Origin of the sequence: Azorhizobium doebereinerae UFLA1-100 (genome assembly GCF_000473085.1) — a bacterium.
GTDB lineage: Bacteria > Pseudomonadota > Alphaproteobacteria > Rhizobiales > Xanthobacteraceae > Azorhizobium > Azorhizobium doebereinerae.
On record NZ_AXBA01000001.1, the window covers coordinates 441,444 to 458,233 of the forward strand.

Annotated in this window: 15 protein-coding genes; 14 read left to right on the forward strand and 1 reads right to left on the reverse strand. The window is 69.1% G+C overall.

Annotated elements, in window-relative coordinates; translation table 11 throughout:
* Nucleotides 1-62: 62 nt before the first annotated feature.
* The 10 genes from YU1_RS0101785 to YU1_RS0101830 all read left to right on the forward strand — a co-directional run bounded on the left by YU1_RS0101785 (nt 63) and on the right by YU1_RS0101830 (nt 11,294).
* Nucleotides 63-869: a carbon-nitrogen hydrolase family protein gene (locus tag YU1_RS0101785; protein WP_029002614.1), complete on the forward strand. Its 807-nt coding sequence runs from the start codon at nt 63-65 to the stop codon at nt 867-869.
* Nucleotides 870-883: 14 nt separating this feature from the next.
* Nucleotides 884-1,549 carry an RraA family protein gene (locus YU1_RS0101790; protein ID WP_029002615.1) on the forward strand — a complete coding sequence of 222 codons (666 nt, stop codon included), beginning with the start codon at nt 884-886 and terminating at the stop codon, nt 1,547-1,549.
* 72 nt (nt 1,550-1,621) lie between these two features.
* Nucleotides 1,622-2,695 (forward strand): ABC transporter substrate-binding protein, encoded by a 1,074-nt coding sequence (locus YU1_RS0101795; protein WP_035713209.1) that lies wholly within the window; start codon nt 1,622-1,624, stop codon nt 2,693-2,695.
* Between the two features lie 13 nt (nt 2,696-2,708).
* On the forward strand, nt 2,709-3,803 hold the full coding sequence (locus YU1_RS0101800; RefSeq protein WP_245263200.1) for an ABC transporter ATP-binding protein: 1,095 nt from the start codon (nt 2,709-2,711) through the stop codon (nt 3,801-3,803).
* Entirely contained in the window at nt 3,800-4,672 is an 873-nt protein-coding gene (locus YU1_RS0101805; protein ID WP_029002618.1) for an ABC transporter permease, read from the forward strand. Before YU1_RS0101800 ends, YU1_RS0101805 begins: the two co-directional genes overlap by 4 nt.
* 13 nt (nt 4,673-4,685) lie before the next feature.
* Nucleotides 4,686-5,480, forward strand: coding sequence for an ABC transporter permease (locus YU1_RS0101810; RefSeq protein WP_029002619.1), 795 nt, complete (start codon nt 4,686-4,688; stop codon nt 5,478-5,480).
* A gap of 190 nt (nt 5,481-5,670) precedes the next feature.
* Nucleotides 5,671-6,414, forward strand: a complete 744-nt coding sequence (locus tag YU1_RS0101815; RefSeq protein WP_156921900.1) for an HpcH/HpaI aldolase family protein — start codon at nt 5,671-5,673, stop codon at nt 6,412-6,414.
* 22 nt (nt 6,415-6,436) lie between these two features.
* Nucleotides 6,437-8,485, forward strand: a complete 2,049-nt coding sequence (locus tag YU1_RS0101820; protein WP_029002621.1) for a hydantoinase/oxoprolinase family protein — start codon at nt 6,437-6,439, stop codon at nt 8,483-8,485.
* A 20-nt stretch (nt 8,486-8,505) separates the two neighbouring features.
* Nucleotides 8,506-10,272, forward strand: coding sequence for a hydantoinase B/oxoprolinase family protein (locus YU1_RS27440; RefSeq protein ID WP_084539584.1), 1,767 nt, complete (start codon nt 8,506-8,508; stop codon nt 10,270-10,272).
* On the forward strand, nt 10,269-11,294 hold the full coding sequence (locus tag YU1_RS0101830; RefSeq protein ID WP_029002622.1) for an Ldh family oxidoreductase: 1,026 nt from the start codon (nt 10,269-10,271) through the stop codon (nt 11,292-11,294). The genes YU1_RS27440 and YU1_RS0101830 overlap by 4 nt, the downstream gene beginning before the upstream one ends.
* 40 nt (nt 11,295-11,334) lie before the next feature.
* Here the strand turns inward: YU1_RS0101830 and YU1_RS0101835 are convergent, their stop codons facing one another.
* A complete protein-coding gene (locus YU1_RS0101835) occupies nt 11,335-11,499 on the reverse strand; it encodes a hypothetical protein (protein WP_210163749.1) in 165 nt (54 codons plus the stop codon).
* A 424-nt stretch (nt 11,500-11,923) separates the two neighbouring features.
* Here YU1_RS0101835 and YU1_RS0101840 point away from each other — a divergent pair, with 424 nt between their 5' ends.
* The 4 genes from YU1_RS0101840 to YU1_RS0101855 all read left to right on the forward strand — a co-directional run bounded on the left by YU1_RS0101840 (nt 11,924) and on the right by YU1_RS0101855 (nt 16,642).
* Nucleotides 11,924-13,048 (forward strand): Kelch repeat-containing protein, encoded by a 1,125-nt coding sequence (locus tag YU1_RS0101840; RefSeq protein WP_029002624.1) that lies wholly within the window; start codon nt 11,924-11,926, stop codon nt 13,046-13,048.
* A 131-nt stretch (nt 13,049-13,179) separates the two neighbouring features.
* Nucleotides 13,180-14,232, forward strand: a complete 1,053-nt coding sequence (locus tag YU1_RS27445; RefSeq protein WP_198018792.1) for a YncE family protein — start codon at nt 13,180-13,182, stop codon at nt 14,230-14,232.
* 139 nt (nt 14,233-14,371) lie between these two features.
* Nucleotides 14,372-15,682, forward strand: coding sequence for an NRAMP family divalent metal transporter (locus YU1_RS0101850; RefSeq protein WP_084539586.1), 1,311 nt, complete (start codon nt 14,372-14,374; stop codon nt 15,680-15,682).
* Between the two features lie 234 nt (nt 15,683-15,916).
* Nucleotides 15,917-16,642 carry a hypothetical protein gene (locus tag YU1_RS0101855; RefSeq protein WP_035713218.1) on the forward strand — a complete coding sequence of 242 codons (726 nt, stop codon included), beginning with the start codon at nt 15,917-15,919 and terminating at the stop codon, nt 16,640-16,642.
* The last annotated feature ends 148 nt before the right edge of the window (nt 16,643-16,790 follow it).

Consider the following 16,790-nt stretch of genomic DNA (forward strand, 5'->3'; position numbering starts at 1 on the left):
CGCGTTTGTCCGGCGTGAATAGGTCTGGTCTGCTCCCTGAAGCCAACGGCAGGAGACCCGACGTGAAGGTATCGCTCGTCCAGATGAATACGCAGGGTGACAAGGCGGCAAATCTCGCCACCGCCGCCGCCCTGATCGAACAGGCCGTGATGGAGGAGAAGCCCGACCTCGTGGTCCTGCCGGAATACTACGCCTTCATGGGCGACACCCCGGCCCAGGCGCAGGACGCCGCCGAGACCTTCCCGGACGGTGCCTCCTACCAGCTAATGAAGGGCCTGGCGAAGAAGCTGAAGGTGGCGATCCACGCCGGCAGCGTGGCGGAGCGGGACGGCAACTCCTTCTACAACACCACCGTCGTGTTCGGCCCCGACGGCGAGGAACTGGCCCGCTACCGCAAGATCCACCTGTTCGACGTGGAGATCACCGGCGGCACCGTCTATCGCGAGAGCGACACCGTCTCGCGCGGCGAGGACGTGGTCACCTATGAGCTCGGCGGCAAGACGGTCGGCTGCGCCATTTGCTACGACATCCGCTTCCCCGAGCTGTTCCGCAAGCTGCGCGATAAGGGTGCGGACGTGATCGTCCTGCCCGCCGCCTTCACGCTGATGACCGGCAAGGACCACTGGGAAGTGCTGGCGCGCGCCCGCGCCATCGAGACCCAGACCTGGTTCCTCGCGGTCGGCCAGACCGGTTCGCATGCCGGCGGCAAGAAGTGGTGCTGGGGCCATTCCATGGTCATCGATCCGTGGGGCCACATCACCGCCCAGTGTTCGGACGGCGTCGGCATCACCACCGGCAAGCTCGACTTCGCCTATACCGACAAGGCGCGCGCGAACGTGCCGGTCGCCAACCACCACGTCCTCGGCTGAGCGGAAGCGCAATCATGTTCATCGTCAAACCCATGCCCGACCAGATCTCGCCGGAGCTCGTGACCGAGCTTGAGAAGTGCGAGGTCGCCACCATCGGGCATGTGCTGCATTCCGGCTTCGTGGATCGCGAGATCCGCGCCGTCCTGCCCGGCAAGCGCGTCGCCGGCACCGCCGTCACGCTGCGCATCCCGCACGCGGATTCCACCCTGCTGCACTATCTCACCGCTTATGTGCGCCCCGGCGACGTGGTGGTGATCGAGCGCTGCGGCGACGACAAGCACGCCTGCTGGGGCGGCGTCATCACCAACGCCATGAAGAGCGCCGGCGTGAAGGCGGGCGTGATCGACGGCCCGGCCACCGATTTCTCCGAAATCGTGAAGGTGGACATGCCCATGTGGTGCCGGGGCCCCTCGCCCATCACCACCAAGCTGCTCGGCCTCGAAGGCGCGATGAACGTGCCGGTGAGCGTCGGCGGCCAGACCATCGAGCCGGGCGACGCCGTGCTGTGTGACGAGAGCGGCGTGGTGGTGCTCAAGCCCGCCCACGCCCCCGCCGTCGCCGCCCGCGCCATCCAGATGCAGGAGAACGAGATCAAGCTGCTGGCCCGCCTCGCCGCCGGCGAGAAGCTGCCGGACATCACCGGCGCCCGCGCGCTGGTGGAAGCCAAGCTCGCGCCCTGATTTTTAGCGCCCAACGTCACCGCGACCGAGGCCGGACCACCGGCCCGGCCAACCTTTCCAGAGGGGAACCAGATGACGCATGAACTGAAGTTCGGTGCCGTGAAGCGCAATACCGTGAAGCTCGGGGCCGCCGCCCTCGCACTCGGCCTGCTGACCCAGGCGGCGGCGGCCGAGAGCACCGTCACCCTCATGGCCTATTCAGGCCTGTTCCAGGAGCGCTACACCAAGGCGGTGGTGGAGCCCTTCATGAAGGCCCACCCGGACATCAAGGTCACCTATTTCCCGGTGAACAGCTCCGCCGCCATGCTCGGCAACCTGCGCGCCCAGAAGGCCGCGCCGCAGGCGGACGTGGTCATCATGGACGTGTCGGTCTCCAAGGCCGGCACCGACGAGAGCCTGTTCACCAAGATCGACGAGGCCAACGCCCCGAACGTCAAGGACCTCTATCCCACCGCCCGCATCCCGGACGTGGCGGGCGTGGCCGTGACCTTCGACAACCTCGTCATGCTGTACAATTCCGACGCCGTGAAAGAGGCGCCGAAGTCCTGGATGGCCATGGCCGACAAGACCTACCAGGGCAAGGTGGTGATCCCCGGCATGCCCGACATCCAAGGCCTGTCGCTGGTCATCATCCTCAACAAGGCCAACGGCGGCACCGACTATCTGAAGGACGTGAGCAAGGGCATCGCCGCCATGGTGGAGATCGCCCCGAACATCCAGACCTGGGAACCCAAGCCGGAAGTCTACGCGCCCATCGTCACCGGCCAGGCCTCGGTCGGCGCCGGCTGGAACGCCCGCGCCCAGGTCAACAACCAGACCTCCGGCGGCAAGCTCAAGGCCACCATCCCGCAGGAAGGCACGGTGTTCCAGATCAACACCATCAACCTCATCGCCAACGGCCCCGGCGGCGACGCGGCCAAGACCTTCGTCAACTACGCCCTCGGTCCGGAGGCGCAGAAGGCCTTCACCGAGAGCATGTTCTACGCTCCCACCAATGCCAAGGCGCCGATCTCCCAGGACGCGCTGGACCGCACGGCGGTGAAGTTCATGGACAAGGTGATCCCGGTGGACTGGATCGCGCTCGCCAAGGTGCGCGACGCCATCGGCGAGCAGTGGCGCCGCCGCGTCGTCCCGGCGAGCCGCTGAAGGCGGACCGGGCATGATCCGCACCGCACCCGACGAGATGGCGGGCCTGAAGCAGGGGGAGGGTTTCCTCTCCCTGCGCGGCCTCACCCGCCGCTACGGCCCGTTCGTGGCCGTGGACGATTTCAATCTCGACGTGGCCAAGGGCGAGCTCGTCGCCTTCCTCGGCCCGTCCGGCTGCGGCAAGACCACCTCGCTGCGGATGATCGCCGGCCTCGTGCCCTCCTCGTCCGGCCACATCGTGGTGAACGGGCGCGAGATCACCGAGGTGCCGCCCTATCGCCGCGACATGGGGCTGGTGTTCCAGTCCTATGCCCTGTTCCCGCACATGGACGTGGCGAGGAACGTCGCCTTCGGTCTGGAGATGCGCAAGGTCGCCAAGGCCGACGCCGCGGCCCGCGTGCGCGAGGCCATCGCCATGGTGCGCCTCACCGGCAAGGAGCATCACCGCCCGTCCGAGCTGTCCGGCGGCCAGCAGCAGCGCGTGGCGCTGGCCCGCGCCTTGGTGGTGCGGCCCTCCATCCTGCTGCTGGACGAGCCGTTGTCGAACCTCGACGCCAAGCTGCGCGACGAGATGCGCAACGAGATCCGCGACATCCAGAAGCGGCTCGGCATCACCGCCATCTTCGTGACCCACGACCAGATGGAAGCCCTGACCATCTGCGACAAGGTGGTGGTGATGAACCACGGCCGGCTGGAGCAGGTGGGCACCCCACTGGAGATCTACGAGCATCCCAAGACCGCCTTCGTGGCGGGCTTCGTCGGCCGCATCAACCGCCTGGCCGGCACCGCCTCGGGGGGGATCGCCGAGGCGGCCGGCGTGAAGGTCGCCGCTCCCGGCTTCACCGGCCCGGTGGAAGTGATGGTGCGCCCGCATCGCATCGTCCTTTCCGCCGGCGCCGCGCCGGCGGGCGGCGACCTCCACCAGCTCTCCGGCACGGTCGCCCGCGCCACCTTCGCCGGCGACATCCTCGAATATGAGGTGGAGGCCGGCGGCGTGCTGATGAAGACCGAGGCGGCGACGCGCGGCGGCGAGACCGTGCACGCGCCCGGCACCCCGGTCACCCTGTCCTGGCGGCCCCAGGACACCTTCGTCTACACCGCGTCATGAGCGCCATCGCCCTCCCCGCCCGCAGCGCGCGGCGCATCGGCCCGACCGGCGTGGTCATGCTGCTGCTCCTGCCCATCGCGCTGGTGAACGCCGTCGGCTTCCTGTGGCCGGTGGTGAACCTGCTGCGCATGTCGTTCAAGGAGACGCAGGCCACCGGCGCGCTCATCGACACGGTCTCGACCGCCACCTGGGCAACCGTGCTGAGCGACAGCTTCACGCTGGACCTCATCGCCAACAGCGTCGGGGTGAGCCTGTTCATCACCCTGCTGACGCTCGTTGCCTCCTATCCCATCGCCCTCTACCTGCACCGCTCCACCGGGCTGTGGCGCACCATCCTGCTGGTGCTGGTCATCGCGCCGCTGCTCACCTCCGCCGTGGTGCGCACCTATGGCTGGATCGCCATCCTCTCCAGCCAGGGGCTGATCGCCAACGCGCTGCTCTTTCTGGGCATCACCCCGCCGCGGCTGATGTTCAACCTGACCGGCGTGGTGATCGGGCTCACCGAGATCCTGATGCCCTACATGATCCTGGCGTTGCTCTCCGGCTTCGGGCGGCTCGACCCGCGCTTCGAAGAAGCGGCGCTGACGCTGGGCGCGACGCCGTGGAAGACCTTCTGGCGCGTGGTGGTGCCGCTCACCGCGCCGGGCATGGCGCTCGGCTGCCTGCTCTGCTTCGTGCTCGCCATCTCCTCCTTCGTCACGCCGAAGCTGCTGAGCGGCGGCCGCGTGTTCCTGCTGGCCACCGAGATCTACGACCAGGCCATCGTGACGCTGAACTGGCCGGTGGCGGCGACGCTGTCGATGATCGTGCTGGTGCTGTTCGGCGCCGCGCTCGCCCTCTACACCCGCGCCTTGCGCCGCATCGCCTGACGGAGGCCGGACCATGGACGAACGCCCCATCTCCCCGGCGCTGAAGGCGTCCGCGCTGGTGATGTTCATCTTCCTGCTGGCGCCGCTCCTGGTGGTGCTGCCCATCTCGTTCAGCGGCGATGCCTACATGGCCTTCCCGCCGTCGAGCTGGAGCGTGAAGTGGTACGGCGCCATCTTCGCCGACAAGCAGATGACGGCGGCCTTCTCGGTCAGCATCGCTTTGGCGCTGGTGGTCACGGTGCTGTCGCTGCTGATCGGCCTGCCGGCGGCCTATGCGCTGGTGCGGCTGAAGCCGCCGGGCGCGGAGGCGCTGGGCAGCCTGTTCACCGCGCCGCTGCTGCTGCCCACCATCGTGCTCGGCCTCGCCATCCTGCTGGTGTTCGCCCCGCTCGGCCTGCTGGGCACCTTCCAGGGGCTGGTGGCCGCGCATCTCATCGTCACTTTGCCCTATGCGGTGCGGGTGCTCTCCACCGCGCTCGCCACCTTGCCGATCCCGGTGGAGGAAGCCGCCTCCACCCTCGGTGCGCCGCCGCTCACCGTGTTCTTCCGGGTGACGCTGCCGATGATGCGCTCGGGCATGGTGTCCACCGCCGCGCTCTGCTTCCTGGTCTCGTTCGACGAGGTGGTGCTGTCGCTGTTCATGACCGGCCCGCGCATCTCCACGCTGCCGGTGGCCATGTATCACCATGTGGAGCAGCAGGCCGACCCCATGGTAGCCGCGCTCTCCGTGCTGCTGGTGTTCCTCACCCTCGCCGTGGTGGTGATCGTGGACCGCACCGCCGGCCTCGCCAAGACGTTCGTCAAATGACCGACGTTCGTCAAATGACCGACCTTCGTGAAATGACCGGACCGAAGGGAGCCGCATGATCCCAGCCGGACCGCACGGCCCCTCTGCCCGCGGCTGACGCCGCCCCGTCTGCCCTTTGCCACGACCGCCTTGCCCGACCCGCGCCCCCGCGCGGGAACGGGGAAGCTCACCCCTCGCCCGGAGTTCCCACATGACTGCGTCCATGGCCCAGTTCGCCTTCTGGCTCTCCTCGCCGTCCTTCCCGCACATCGAGATCGCCCGCGACGCCGGCTTCACGGCGGTGGTGCTCGACGTCGAGCACGGCACCTTCAATCTCGACGATCTCGACCGCGTCATCCCGTTCTGCCGGGCGCTCGGCATCAAGGTGTATGCCAAGGTGCTCGGCCCGCTGACCGAACCGATCCAACAGGCGCTGGATTTCGGCGCCGACGCCATCATCATCCCGCACATCGGCACCCTGGCGCACGCCAAGCAGGTGACCGCCGCCACCAAATATCCCCCGCTCGGCGTGCGCTCCTATGCGGGCGGCCGCACCATGGGCTACGGCCCCGTGGGCGACAGCTTCAGTGCCGACCAGAACGCCCGCACCAAGTGCTGGCCGATGATCGAGAGCCGCGAGGCGCTGAACGAGGTGGAAGCCATCGCCGCGCTGCCCACGGTGGACGGCCTGTTCGCCGGCCCCACCGACCTGTCCATGGCGGCGGGCAATCCCCGCTACACCTTCAGCGAGAGCGACCAGAAGGACATCGCCCGCATCGGCGCGGCCGCCAAGGCCGCCGGCAAGCCCTGGGTGCTGCCCGCCTGGACCGCGCCGGAGCGCGCCTTCGGCAAGGCGCACGGCGCCGACATCACCGTGGTCGGCGCGCAATACGCGCTGATCCGCACCGCCTTCCGCGGCCTCGTGGACGGCCTCGCCGCCGAAGGCCTTCTCTGATCCCCGGACGTTGAGACCCATCATGACCTCCGCAGCGCCCATCCGCATCGCCGTCGATATCGGCGGCACCTTCACGGACATCGAGATCCTGGATGCCGCCACCGGCGAGATCCACCAGATGAAGACCCCGAGCACGCCGTCCGATCCGTCCATCGGCCTCCTGACCGGCATCCGCGAGGCCAGCGCACGCTTCGGCTTCTCGCTGGATCAGGTGCAATACCTGCTGCACGGCACCACCATCGCCACCAATGCCGTGCTGGAGCGCAAGCTGCCCTTGGGCGCCGTGGTGACCACCGCCGGCTTCGAGGACGTGATGCAGATCGGCCGCCACGGCCGCACCGACGTCTATGCCATCACCGCCTCGCCCCAGGCGCCGCTGGTAAAGCGCCGCCTGTGCTTCGGCGTGCCCGAGCGCATGGGCGCGGACGGGCGCATCGTCACTCCCATGGACGACCGGCAGGTGGCCTTCCTGGCCGGCAAGCTGCGCGAGGCGAACGTCAAGTCGGTGGCGGTGTGCTTCCTGCACGCCTACGCCAATCCGGCCCATGAACGCCGCGCCGGCGAGATTCTGCGCGAGCTTCTGCCCGGCGTCGCCGTGTCACTCTCCAGCGACATCTCGCCGGAGCTGCGCGAATACGAGCGCATGTCCACCACGGTGCTGAACGCGCTGCTGGTGCCGGTGGTGCAGACCTATACGGACCGCCTCGCCGGCAAGCTGAAGGAGGAGGTGCCGCAGACCCAGGTCTATCTGGTGCAGTCCAACGGCGGCGTCTCGGGCCTCGCCAAGGCCGGGCGCGAACCCGCCCGCCTGCTGCTCTCCGGCCCCTCGGGCGGCGCTGCCGCCGCCAAGCGGCTCTCCGCCGAGCTGGACGAGCCGAACCTCGTCGCCGTGGATATGGGCGGCACCTCCTTCGACGTCTCCGTGGTGCATGACGGCGCGGTCTCCATGGTCAATGAGGGCGAGGTGGACGGCCTGCCGGTGCGCCTGCCGATGATCGAGATGCGCACCATCGGCGCCGGCGGCGGCTCCATCGCCTGGGTGGACGACGGCGGGCGCCTGCGCATTGGCCCGCACAGCGCCGGCGCCGAGCCCGGACCGGCCTGCTACGGGCGCAGCGGCGAGCGGCTCACCGTCACCGACGCCAACCTGCTGCTGGGCCGCCTCGACGGCTCCAGCTTCATGGGCGGCAAGATGGGCCTGGACCGCGCAGCGGCGGCGAAGGCGGCGGAAGACGTGGCTGGCAAGCTGTCCCTGTCGCCTGAGGCGACGGCGGCGGGCGTCATCGCCGTCACCAATTCGAGCCTCGCCACCGCCATCCGCCTCTCTTTGTTCGAGAAGGGCATGGACCCGGAGGATTTCGCTTTGCTCTCCTTCGGCGGCGCCGGCGGCGTGCATGCCTGCGAGGTGGCCGAGGAACTGGGCATGCGCAAGGTGATCTTCCCGGCCCACGCCTCCACGCTCTCCGCCTGGGGCATCCTGTGGTCGGACATCACCCACGACCTGTCGGCCACCCAGATCGGCCTGTTCAGCGAACTGGCGCCGGCCCTGGCGCAGAAGGCGCAGAACCTCGCCGCCGAGGCCAACCGCCTGCTCGCCGAGGATGGCGTGCGGCCAGAGAACTGCGCCTTCGAATGGGCGGTGGACCTGCGCTATGCGGGCCAGGCCTTCGACCTGCGCGTGCCGCTGGCCACGGTGGACCTGTCGCCGAAGGGCGTGGCGGCGGCGACCGACGCCTTCCATGCCCTGCACAAGCAGCGCTTCTCCTATGACGAGCCGAGCGTGCCCGTGGAGGTGGTGGCGCTGCGCCTCACCGCCATCGGCCGCCTCGCCAAGCCCACCCCGGCGCCCTCCGGCACGGCTGTGGCGGGCGCGCCCGCGACCCGGCCCGTCTATGGGCGGGGCGGCTTCGTCGACACCAAGGTGTGGCCGCGCGCGGCGGTGACGGGGGCCAGCGTGCCCGGCCCGGCCGTCATCGAGGAAACCTACACCGCCACCTATCTGCCGGCCGGCTGGACCATCCGCTCCCACGCCTCCGGCGCCCTGATCGCCGAACGCGCGGCCACCCACTGAGCCCGCAAGGAGCCACCGTCATGAGCCCCATCGATCCTGTCCGCCTGGAAGTGATCCGCAATGCCCTGGTCGCTGCCGCCGAGGAAATGAGCATCACCATCTGGCGCACCAGCCGCTCCACGGTGGTGCGCGAGATCCTCGATTTCTCCACCGCCGTGTTTGATGCGCAGGGGCGCAACATCGCCCAGTCCGCGCGCATCCCGGTGCATCTCAACTCCATGTCGGACTGCCTCAAGACCATCCTGGAGCAGTACATCCCGCTGGACAGCTGGAACGACGGCGACGTGATCGTGACCAACGACCCCTATGCCGGCGGTCAGCATCTGCCCGACATCCAGACCTTCCGCCCGGTGTTCGTGGACGGCGAGCGGGTCGGTATCGTCGGCACCCTCTGCCACCATGTGGACGTGGGCGGCGGCGCCGCCGGCTCCTATTATGCCGCCGCGACTGAAGTGTTCCACGAGGGTATCCGCATCCCGCCGCTGCGCCTCGTGGACCAGGGCACGCTGAACGCCGGCGTGTTCGAGATGCTGCTCTACAACGTGCGCCAGCCGGACGAGACGCGGGGCGACCTCAACGCCCAGATCGCGGCGCTGGGCATCGGCGCGCGGGCGGTGTCACGGATCGCGAAGAAGTACGGCAACGCCAACCTCGCCGCCGCCATGTCCGCCATCCTCGACGGCTCCGAGCGCATGATGCGCGCGGCCATCGCGGCGCTGCCGGACGGCACCGCCTCCTTCGTGGAGACGGTGGACGACGACGGCCAGTCCGAGACGCCCATCCGTCTTGAGATCGCGATCACCAAGGTGGGCGACACCATCTCGCTCGATTTCGCCGGCTCCAGCCCGCAGGTGCGCGGGCCGGTGAACAATACCCCGGCCATGACCTGCTCGGCGGTCTATTATGCGCTGCTGGCGGCGCTCGGCTCCGACATCCCGGCCAATTCCGGCTGCTACCGGCCGGTGCGCGTGAACCTGCCCAAGGGCAGCGTGGTGAATGCGCAATTCCCCGCGCCCGTGGCCGGCCGCATGGTGGTGAACCACCGCATCGCCACCTGCGTATTCGGCGCGCTGGCGCAAATCATGCCGGAGCGGATTCCGGCGGCCTATTACGCCATCTCCTATGTCTATGCCCTGTCCATCGTGCGTCCGAACGCGCGGCGGCAGGTCTATTTCGACATCGAGGTCGGCGGCTGGGGCGGCCATGCGGGCGGCGATGGCGCCAGCGCCCTGTCCTGCGGGCTGCACAACAACACCAACGCCCCCATCGAGATGGTGGAGGCCAAGTATCCGGTGCTGTTCACCCGCTACGGCCTGCTGCCGGACAGTGGCGGCGCGGGCGCCCACCGCGGCGGCCTCGGGCTGGTGCGCGAGTTCCGCCTGGAGGCGGGGGAAGGCTCGCTTTCGACCAATTTCGAGCGCTTCCGCTTCCCGCCCTACGGCATCAAGGGCGGCCTCCCCGGCTCGCTCTCCAGCACCACCGTGACCCATAAGGACGGCCGCACGGAAAGCCTCAATTCCAAGGTTTCCGGCATCCCGCTGGCGGCGGGCGATCTCGTCACCATCGCCACCTCCGGCGGCGGCGGCTATGGCGACCCGCGGGAGCGTGACCGCGCCAAGCTGGCGGACGATCTCGCCGAAGGCCTGGTGACGCCGGAGGCGGCCCGCACGCTCTATGGCGCGCCGGAGCTTGCGGCCGCCGCCAGCACCAAGGTGAATTGCGGCAAGGCTGGCTCGGCCAGAACCGGAGCGAAGGCGGCCCCCGCGAAGACCGGGGTGGCGGCATGAGCGCGCCGTCTCCTGTCCCCATGGTCACCCTCTCGCTCCAGCAGGTGGAGGACCTCACCTTCGCCGCGCTGGTGGCGAGCGGGCTCAGCCTCGACAATGCACATTCCGTCACCGCATCCGTGGTGGCGGCGGAGGCGGAGGGCGTGCACAGCCACGGCCTCGCCCGCCTGCCCACCTATTGCGCCCACGCCAGCGTGGGCAAGATCGACGGCAAGGCGTTGCCCACGCTCACCCGGCCCCGTCCCGGCCTGGTGCGGGTGGACGCGGCGGACGGCTTCGCCCATCCGGCCATCGACATCGGCCTGCCGGCCCTATTCGAGGCGGCGCGCACGCAAGGCATCGCGGCGCTGGCGGTGACGAACTCGTACAATTGCGGCGTCGTCGGCTACCATGTGGAGCGCATCGCCAAGGCCGGCCTGATGGCGCTCGGCTTCGTCAACGCCCCGGCCTCCATCGCCCCGATGGGCGGCACGAAGCCGGTATTCGGCACCAACCCCATCGCCTTCGCCGTACCCCAGGCGGGCGCGGACCCGCTGGTGCTGGACCAGTCGTCCAGCGTCATTGCCAAGAGCGAGATCGTGGTGCACGACCAGCGCGGCGAGGCCATTCCGCTGGGCTGGGCGCTGGACAAGGACGGCGCTCCCACCACCGATCCCAAGGCGGCGCTGGCGGGCGGAACCATGGTGCCGTCCGGCGGCCACAAGGGCGCCGGCATGGCGCTGATCGTGGAGATGTTCGCCGCCTGGCTCACCGGCGCCAACCTCTCCATCGACGCCTCCTCCTTCGCCGACAATGCGGGCGGCTCGCCGCGCACCGGCCAGTTCTTCATCGCCATCGATCCGGGTCCGCTGGCAGGGCCGGAGGCGGGCGCGCGGCTCGCCCATCTGTTCGCCGCCATCACCGGCCAGGAGGGCGCCCGCCTGCCGGGCATGCGCCGGGCGGCGGCGCGGGTGCGCACGGCGCGCGAGGGCGTAAGCATTCCGAAAGCCCTGGCGGCGAAGCTGGAAGCGCTCGCCGGATGATCCAAGCGAGCAGGCCCGCCGGGCGGCGCCCGGAGGGCGGTCAGAGCCGCTTCGGCCGGGCGCAGTCCCTCACGGCGGCGACGAGGGCTCTGAGCGCGGCGCGGTCCTCCGCGCTCATGCTGCGGATGCGCGCATACTCCCGGCAGAGCAGATAGACCTCGCAGGAGCCAAGGCCCGAACGCGTGCCGCCGACATCCGGCGACACGCCTTCACTCTTGCGGCTCTCCGAAACTTCGCCCACGCTCTCCCCCGCGATCTGGTGTCGTCGGTTGGCCCGGCTGATCCACAAATCGGTTTCGTTACACCGTGAACTGGCACACTTTAGCACTCTCCGAGAGAGATTTCAGATCCGAAATGGCAACACCGGAGATGAGCCGGGTACCGATTTGGTAGGGCATGGCATCCGGATGCCGCCGGGAAGGGCTATATTGCTCAGAATATTCCTCAACTCTCCCGCATCGGTGCGTGATCGGTACGTGGGGGCATCGATAACCGGCCGCTCAGCCACCCTTTGCAGGTTCCGCCGCCCTGCGGGCTGATCAGAGGCCGTTGCCGGGCGCCTCTTGCATCCGCCGGCTGAAGCCGGTTTCATGCCTCCTGCCCGCGCTGCGCGCATCCGGGAGGTCGTCGTGGATCGCCGTGCCCTTCTCGCCACCGGACTGGCAGTCGCCGCTCTGGGGCCAGGCGCATTCGCGCAGCAGCCCGGCCCGCCGCCGCTCAAGGAAGCCCCGCCCTCGCCCGCGCCCTATTCGCGGCTTCAGGGGGGCGGCTTCGTGCATCACCTTGAGCCGGCGCAGGAGGCGCAGCGGGTTTTCGACAGCCCCGCGCCGAAAGGCCCCGAGGGGCGCTGGACCACGCTCGCCCCCTTGCCGCTGCCGCGCAGCGAAATGGCCTGGGCCACGGCCTGGGCCGGCCGCATGCACATCATCGGCGGCTATGGCGAGGGACGCGTCGACCGCGCCTATCATCATGTCTACGATCCTGGCACGGACCTCTGGCTCGATGCCGCCCCTCTGCCGCGCGGCGCCAATCACGTGGCCGTCGCAGCCCATGCCGGCCGGGTCTATGCCTTCGGCGGCTTCATCGAGCAGAACCGCAATCCCGACACCAACGCCTATGCCTATGACGTCGCCACGGACCGATGGAGCGTGATCGCGCCCCTGTCACGGCCACGCGGCGCGGCAGCGGCGGTCGTGCTGGCGGGGCGGATCCATCTGATCGGCGGTGCCGGCGCGCCCACCGCCGAACGGGCGAGCGTCGGCTGGCATGAGGTCTATGATCCGCAGGCGGACCAATGGACGATGCGGAAAGCACTCCCCGGAGCGCGCGACCATGTGGGCTGCGTCGCTTACGACGGCGTCATCCACGTCATCGGCGGGCGCTTCAACACCTTCGAATACAACACCGACCTCCACCACGTGTACCTGGCCGAGCGCGATACCTGGGAGGCGCGCGCGCCCATGCCGACCACCCGCTCCGGCCACGGGCTGGTGGTCTATCGGGAACGCCTGTTCGCCATGGGCGGCGAAGCCGGCATCCTGACCCGTGGCGTGCCGCAGCAGGCCAAAGTGTTCGGCCAGACCGAGAGCTACGACCCGAAGACCGACACTTGGCAGCAGCATGCCCCGATGCCGACGCCACGGCACGCGGTGGGCGCAGCCGTGCTCGGCGATCGCATCCATGTGGCGGGCGGCGGCGCCGTCCTGGGCGGCGCATTGCAATCCGCCGTGCACGAGGCTTTCACATTGGCGTGATCCCTCGGCCGACAGCGCCGGAGGCCACGCCGGCGTCGGCGCCAAGCGATAGGTTGACGCGGATCGCGAAAGGGCGGCACCGCGACCATGGCCGCCTGCGCCAATCGCGGCGCGGCGGATGGAGGAGACGGATGATTGATCGCATGGCCGCCGCCGCTTTGTGCGCGGGCCTCCTTGTCCTGCTCTCGCCCCCTTCCCCAGCGCGGGCGCAGACATCCCAGCGCTGGCTGCTGGCGATCTCCAAGTCCGACCATACCCTCGCCATGGTCGATCCCGGCAGCCTCCAGGTGGCGGCGCGCTTCCCCGTGGGGCCGGACCCGCACGAGGTGACGGTGTCGGCCGACGGCAGGACGGCCTATGTGTCCAATACCGGCGCCGGGCTTTTGCACCAGATCGACGTGATCGACCTGGACGCGAGGAAGGTCCTGCCTTCCATCGACACCGGCCCGTTCCTCGGGCCCCACGGGCTGGCCTATGTGGACGGCAAGCTGTGGTTCACCGCCCAGGGCGCCAAGGCGGTGGCCCGCTACGACCCCGAAGCCCGTAGGGTCGACTGGACCATCGGGACCGGCCAGGACGTCACCCACATGATCCACGTCTCGCAGGATGCGCGGCGCATCTACACCACCAACGTGGATTCCGGCACCGTCAGCCTGCTGGAATTCCAGGAGCTTCCGCAGCGCATTCCCCCCTCCGGCGTGGTGCCGGCCGTGGCCAGGCCGCGCATGGAATGGGTGCAGACGCTGGTGCCCAGCGAAACGGGCGCGGAGGGTTTCGACGTGTCTCCGGACGGCCGCGAGCTGTGGGCCGCCACGCCGCGCGGCGCCGTCCGCATCATCGACCTCGTCGCCAAGGCGCCCGCCGCGACGATCGAGGCTCATGTCCCCGGCCTGCACCGCCTGAAGTTCACGCCGGACGGCCAGCGCGTCCTCGTGGTCTCCATCCGCACGGGGGACCTGCTGGTCTACGACGCCAAGTCCCGCCAGGAAGTGAAGCGCCTCAGGATCGGCCACGGCGCGGGCATGATGATCGACGCCAAGGGAAACCGGGCCTACATCTCCTGCACCCCCGACAATTACATATCGGTCATCGACCTGGGCAGCCTGGAGGAAGTGGCGCGCATCGACGCGGGTGCCCGGCCCGACGGGACAGTGATGGCGGAGACGCCTTCGAAAGCCCCTTAGCACCGGCAGGTTTTCCTCACCCCGAGGCCACCGTCGGCGGGGAATGAGGGATGTCGCCGACATTCCACTTGCCATCATGGCGGCAGGCGGGATGATCGCGCCGCAAAAACGCATAGCAATCGTGCCCAATGGTGAGGCCATGACGGATCTGAAGGACAGCGCCACCGCTCCGGTCGAGGGGAGGACGGCGCCCTCGGCATGGCAGCGCCTGAAGACGCTCACGGTATCCCGCCTCGGCCCCGGTCTCGTGACCGGGGCGGCCGACGACGACCCGAGCGGCATCGCCACCTACAGCCAGGTCGGCGCCCAGTTCGGCTATGCGTTCGCCTGGACGCTGCTGTTCAGCTTCCCGCTCATGGCGGTCATCCAGGCGGTGAGCGCGCGCATCGGCTGCGTGACGGGGCGGGGCATCGCCCGCAACCTGCGCCGGCACTATTCCCCCTGGCTGCTGCGCGTGGTCATCCTGCTGCTGCTTGTGGCCAACGTGATCAATCTGGGTGCGGACCTGGGAGCGATGGCGGCGGCGCTGGGCCTGCTCATCGGCGGCCCGGAACTGCTCTATGTGATGCTGTTCGCACTGGTGTGCGTGCTGCTCGAAACCTTCATGAGCTACGCTCGCTATGCGCGGGTGCTCAAATGGGCCACGCTGTCGCTGTTCGCCTATGTCGCCGTCGTCTTCGCCGCCCATGTGGACTGGCCTCTGGCGCTCGCCAACACCTTTGTCCCGCGCATCGCCTTCGATGGCGACCATGCCATGGCGCTCGTGGCCGTGCTGGGCACCACCATCAGCCCCTATCTGTTCTTCTGGCAGGCGGGACAGGAGGTGGAGGAGCTGCGCCGGCGCCAGGTGAAGGCGCTCTGCATCACGCCGCGCAGCGCCGGCCCGGAGCTGTTCCGCATCCGCATGGACACCTTGGTCGGGATGGGCTTTTCCAATCTCGTCGCCCTGTTCATCCTGCTCGCCACGGCCGCCACGCTGAACGCCAACGGCGTCACCGACATCCAGACCTCCGCGCAGGCCGCGGAGGCGTTGCGCCCCATCGCCGGCCCCTTCACCTTTGTCCTGTTCGCCACCGGGATCATCGCCACCGGCATGCTCGCGGTGCCCGTTCTGGCCGGCTCGGCGGCCTACGGGGTCAGCGAACTGTTCGACTGGCCGGAGGGGCTCGGCCGCCGCCCGCGCGAGGCCAAGGCCTTCTATGCCATCATCGCCGCCGCCACGCTCGGCGGCGCCGCCCTGAACTTCACCTCCCTCGATCCGGTCAAGGCGCTCTACTGGAGCGCGGTGGTCAACGGCGTGCTCGCCGCGCCGCTGATGGCGGTGATGATGGTGATCGCCATGAACCCGCGCGTCATGGGCCGGCTCACCCTGCCGCGCCCCATGCTGGTGATCGGGTGGCTGGCCACCGCCGTCATGGCCGCCGCCTCCATCGGCCTGCTGGTCCTGTAGCCGCCCGTCGTGCCGCTGCGCCCGAAACCGACCGCTATGCTACAGGCATGTATGCTTCACGACACCCGCGTCTTAAATTGGACAGTCAACAACCATTGTCAGCGCCACACGGCAGAAGCAACTCAGATTCTTTCTCATTATGGAGACTTGATCAATTCTATGACGAGGCGCTAGACGTTGCTGCGGACGTGCTGGACGCTGATCCGCGCGGGCTGAACTCCCGAGGACATGCCCATGGGCCCCTTCGATTTTTTCCGGACCCTGCATGACGGCTTCGTCGGCATCCTCGCCGCCGGCGCCGCGCCCGATGTGCTGATCGACCGATTGACAGCGCGGTCATTCGAGCTTTTCGACGCCAATATCGCCATTCAGACCGAGGGCCTGCCGCAGCCGGCTTGCCACCGCGGCTGTCCATCGTGCTGCAAGCTGCGCGTGACCGCCACCGCGCCGGAGATCTTTCTGCTGGCGCACTATATCGGCCTCATCCACGCCACACCGGCGGGGGCCGCCATCAACCTGCCCAAGCGCATCGCGCAGGCCAACCGGGCCACCAAGGGGCTTGGCGAGCGTCAGCGGATGGCACTGCGCCAGCCATGCCCATTCGTCCTGCGCGGCGTCTGCATCGTCCATCCCGTGCGCCCGCTGGCCTGCCGCGGACATGTCTCCTTCGACCGCGCGGCTTGTGTGCGTGCCGCCGCGGGGCGCGACATCGAGGTGCCGGTTTCCGAGCCTCACCTGAGCCTGCGCGGCCTGGTCCAGACGGCGCAGCAATCGGCATTGCGCGCGGCGGGCTTGGCCTGGGGGCTCTATGAGCTCAACAGCGCCCTGGTTCTCGCGCTCGACACCAAGGATCGTCGCGCGGCCTGGGCCCAGGGAAGCGACAGTCTCGCGCCGGTGATCGGCGACCTGGACATGGCCGCGATGGCCGCGACTTTCGACGAGCTTCTCACCCGCCACTGACGCCCCGTCGCGAACGACCGCACCCTTCGGGCCTCGACCGACGGACGGAAAGGGCGCAGCGCGACGCTGCACCGCACCAGACGGGGCAAATAAAGCCGCCTCACGCTGGCCTGAGCGGTTGATGCCAGCTGGCATGAGGCAGAGGCCC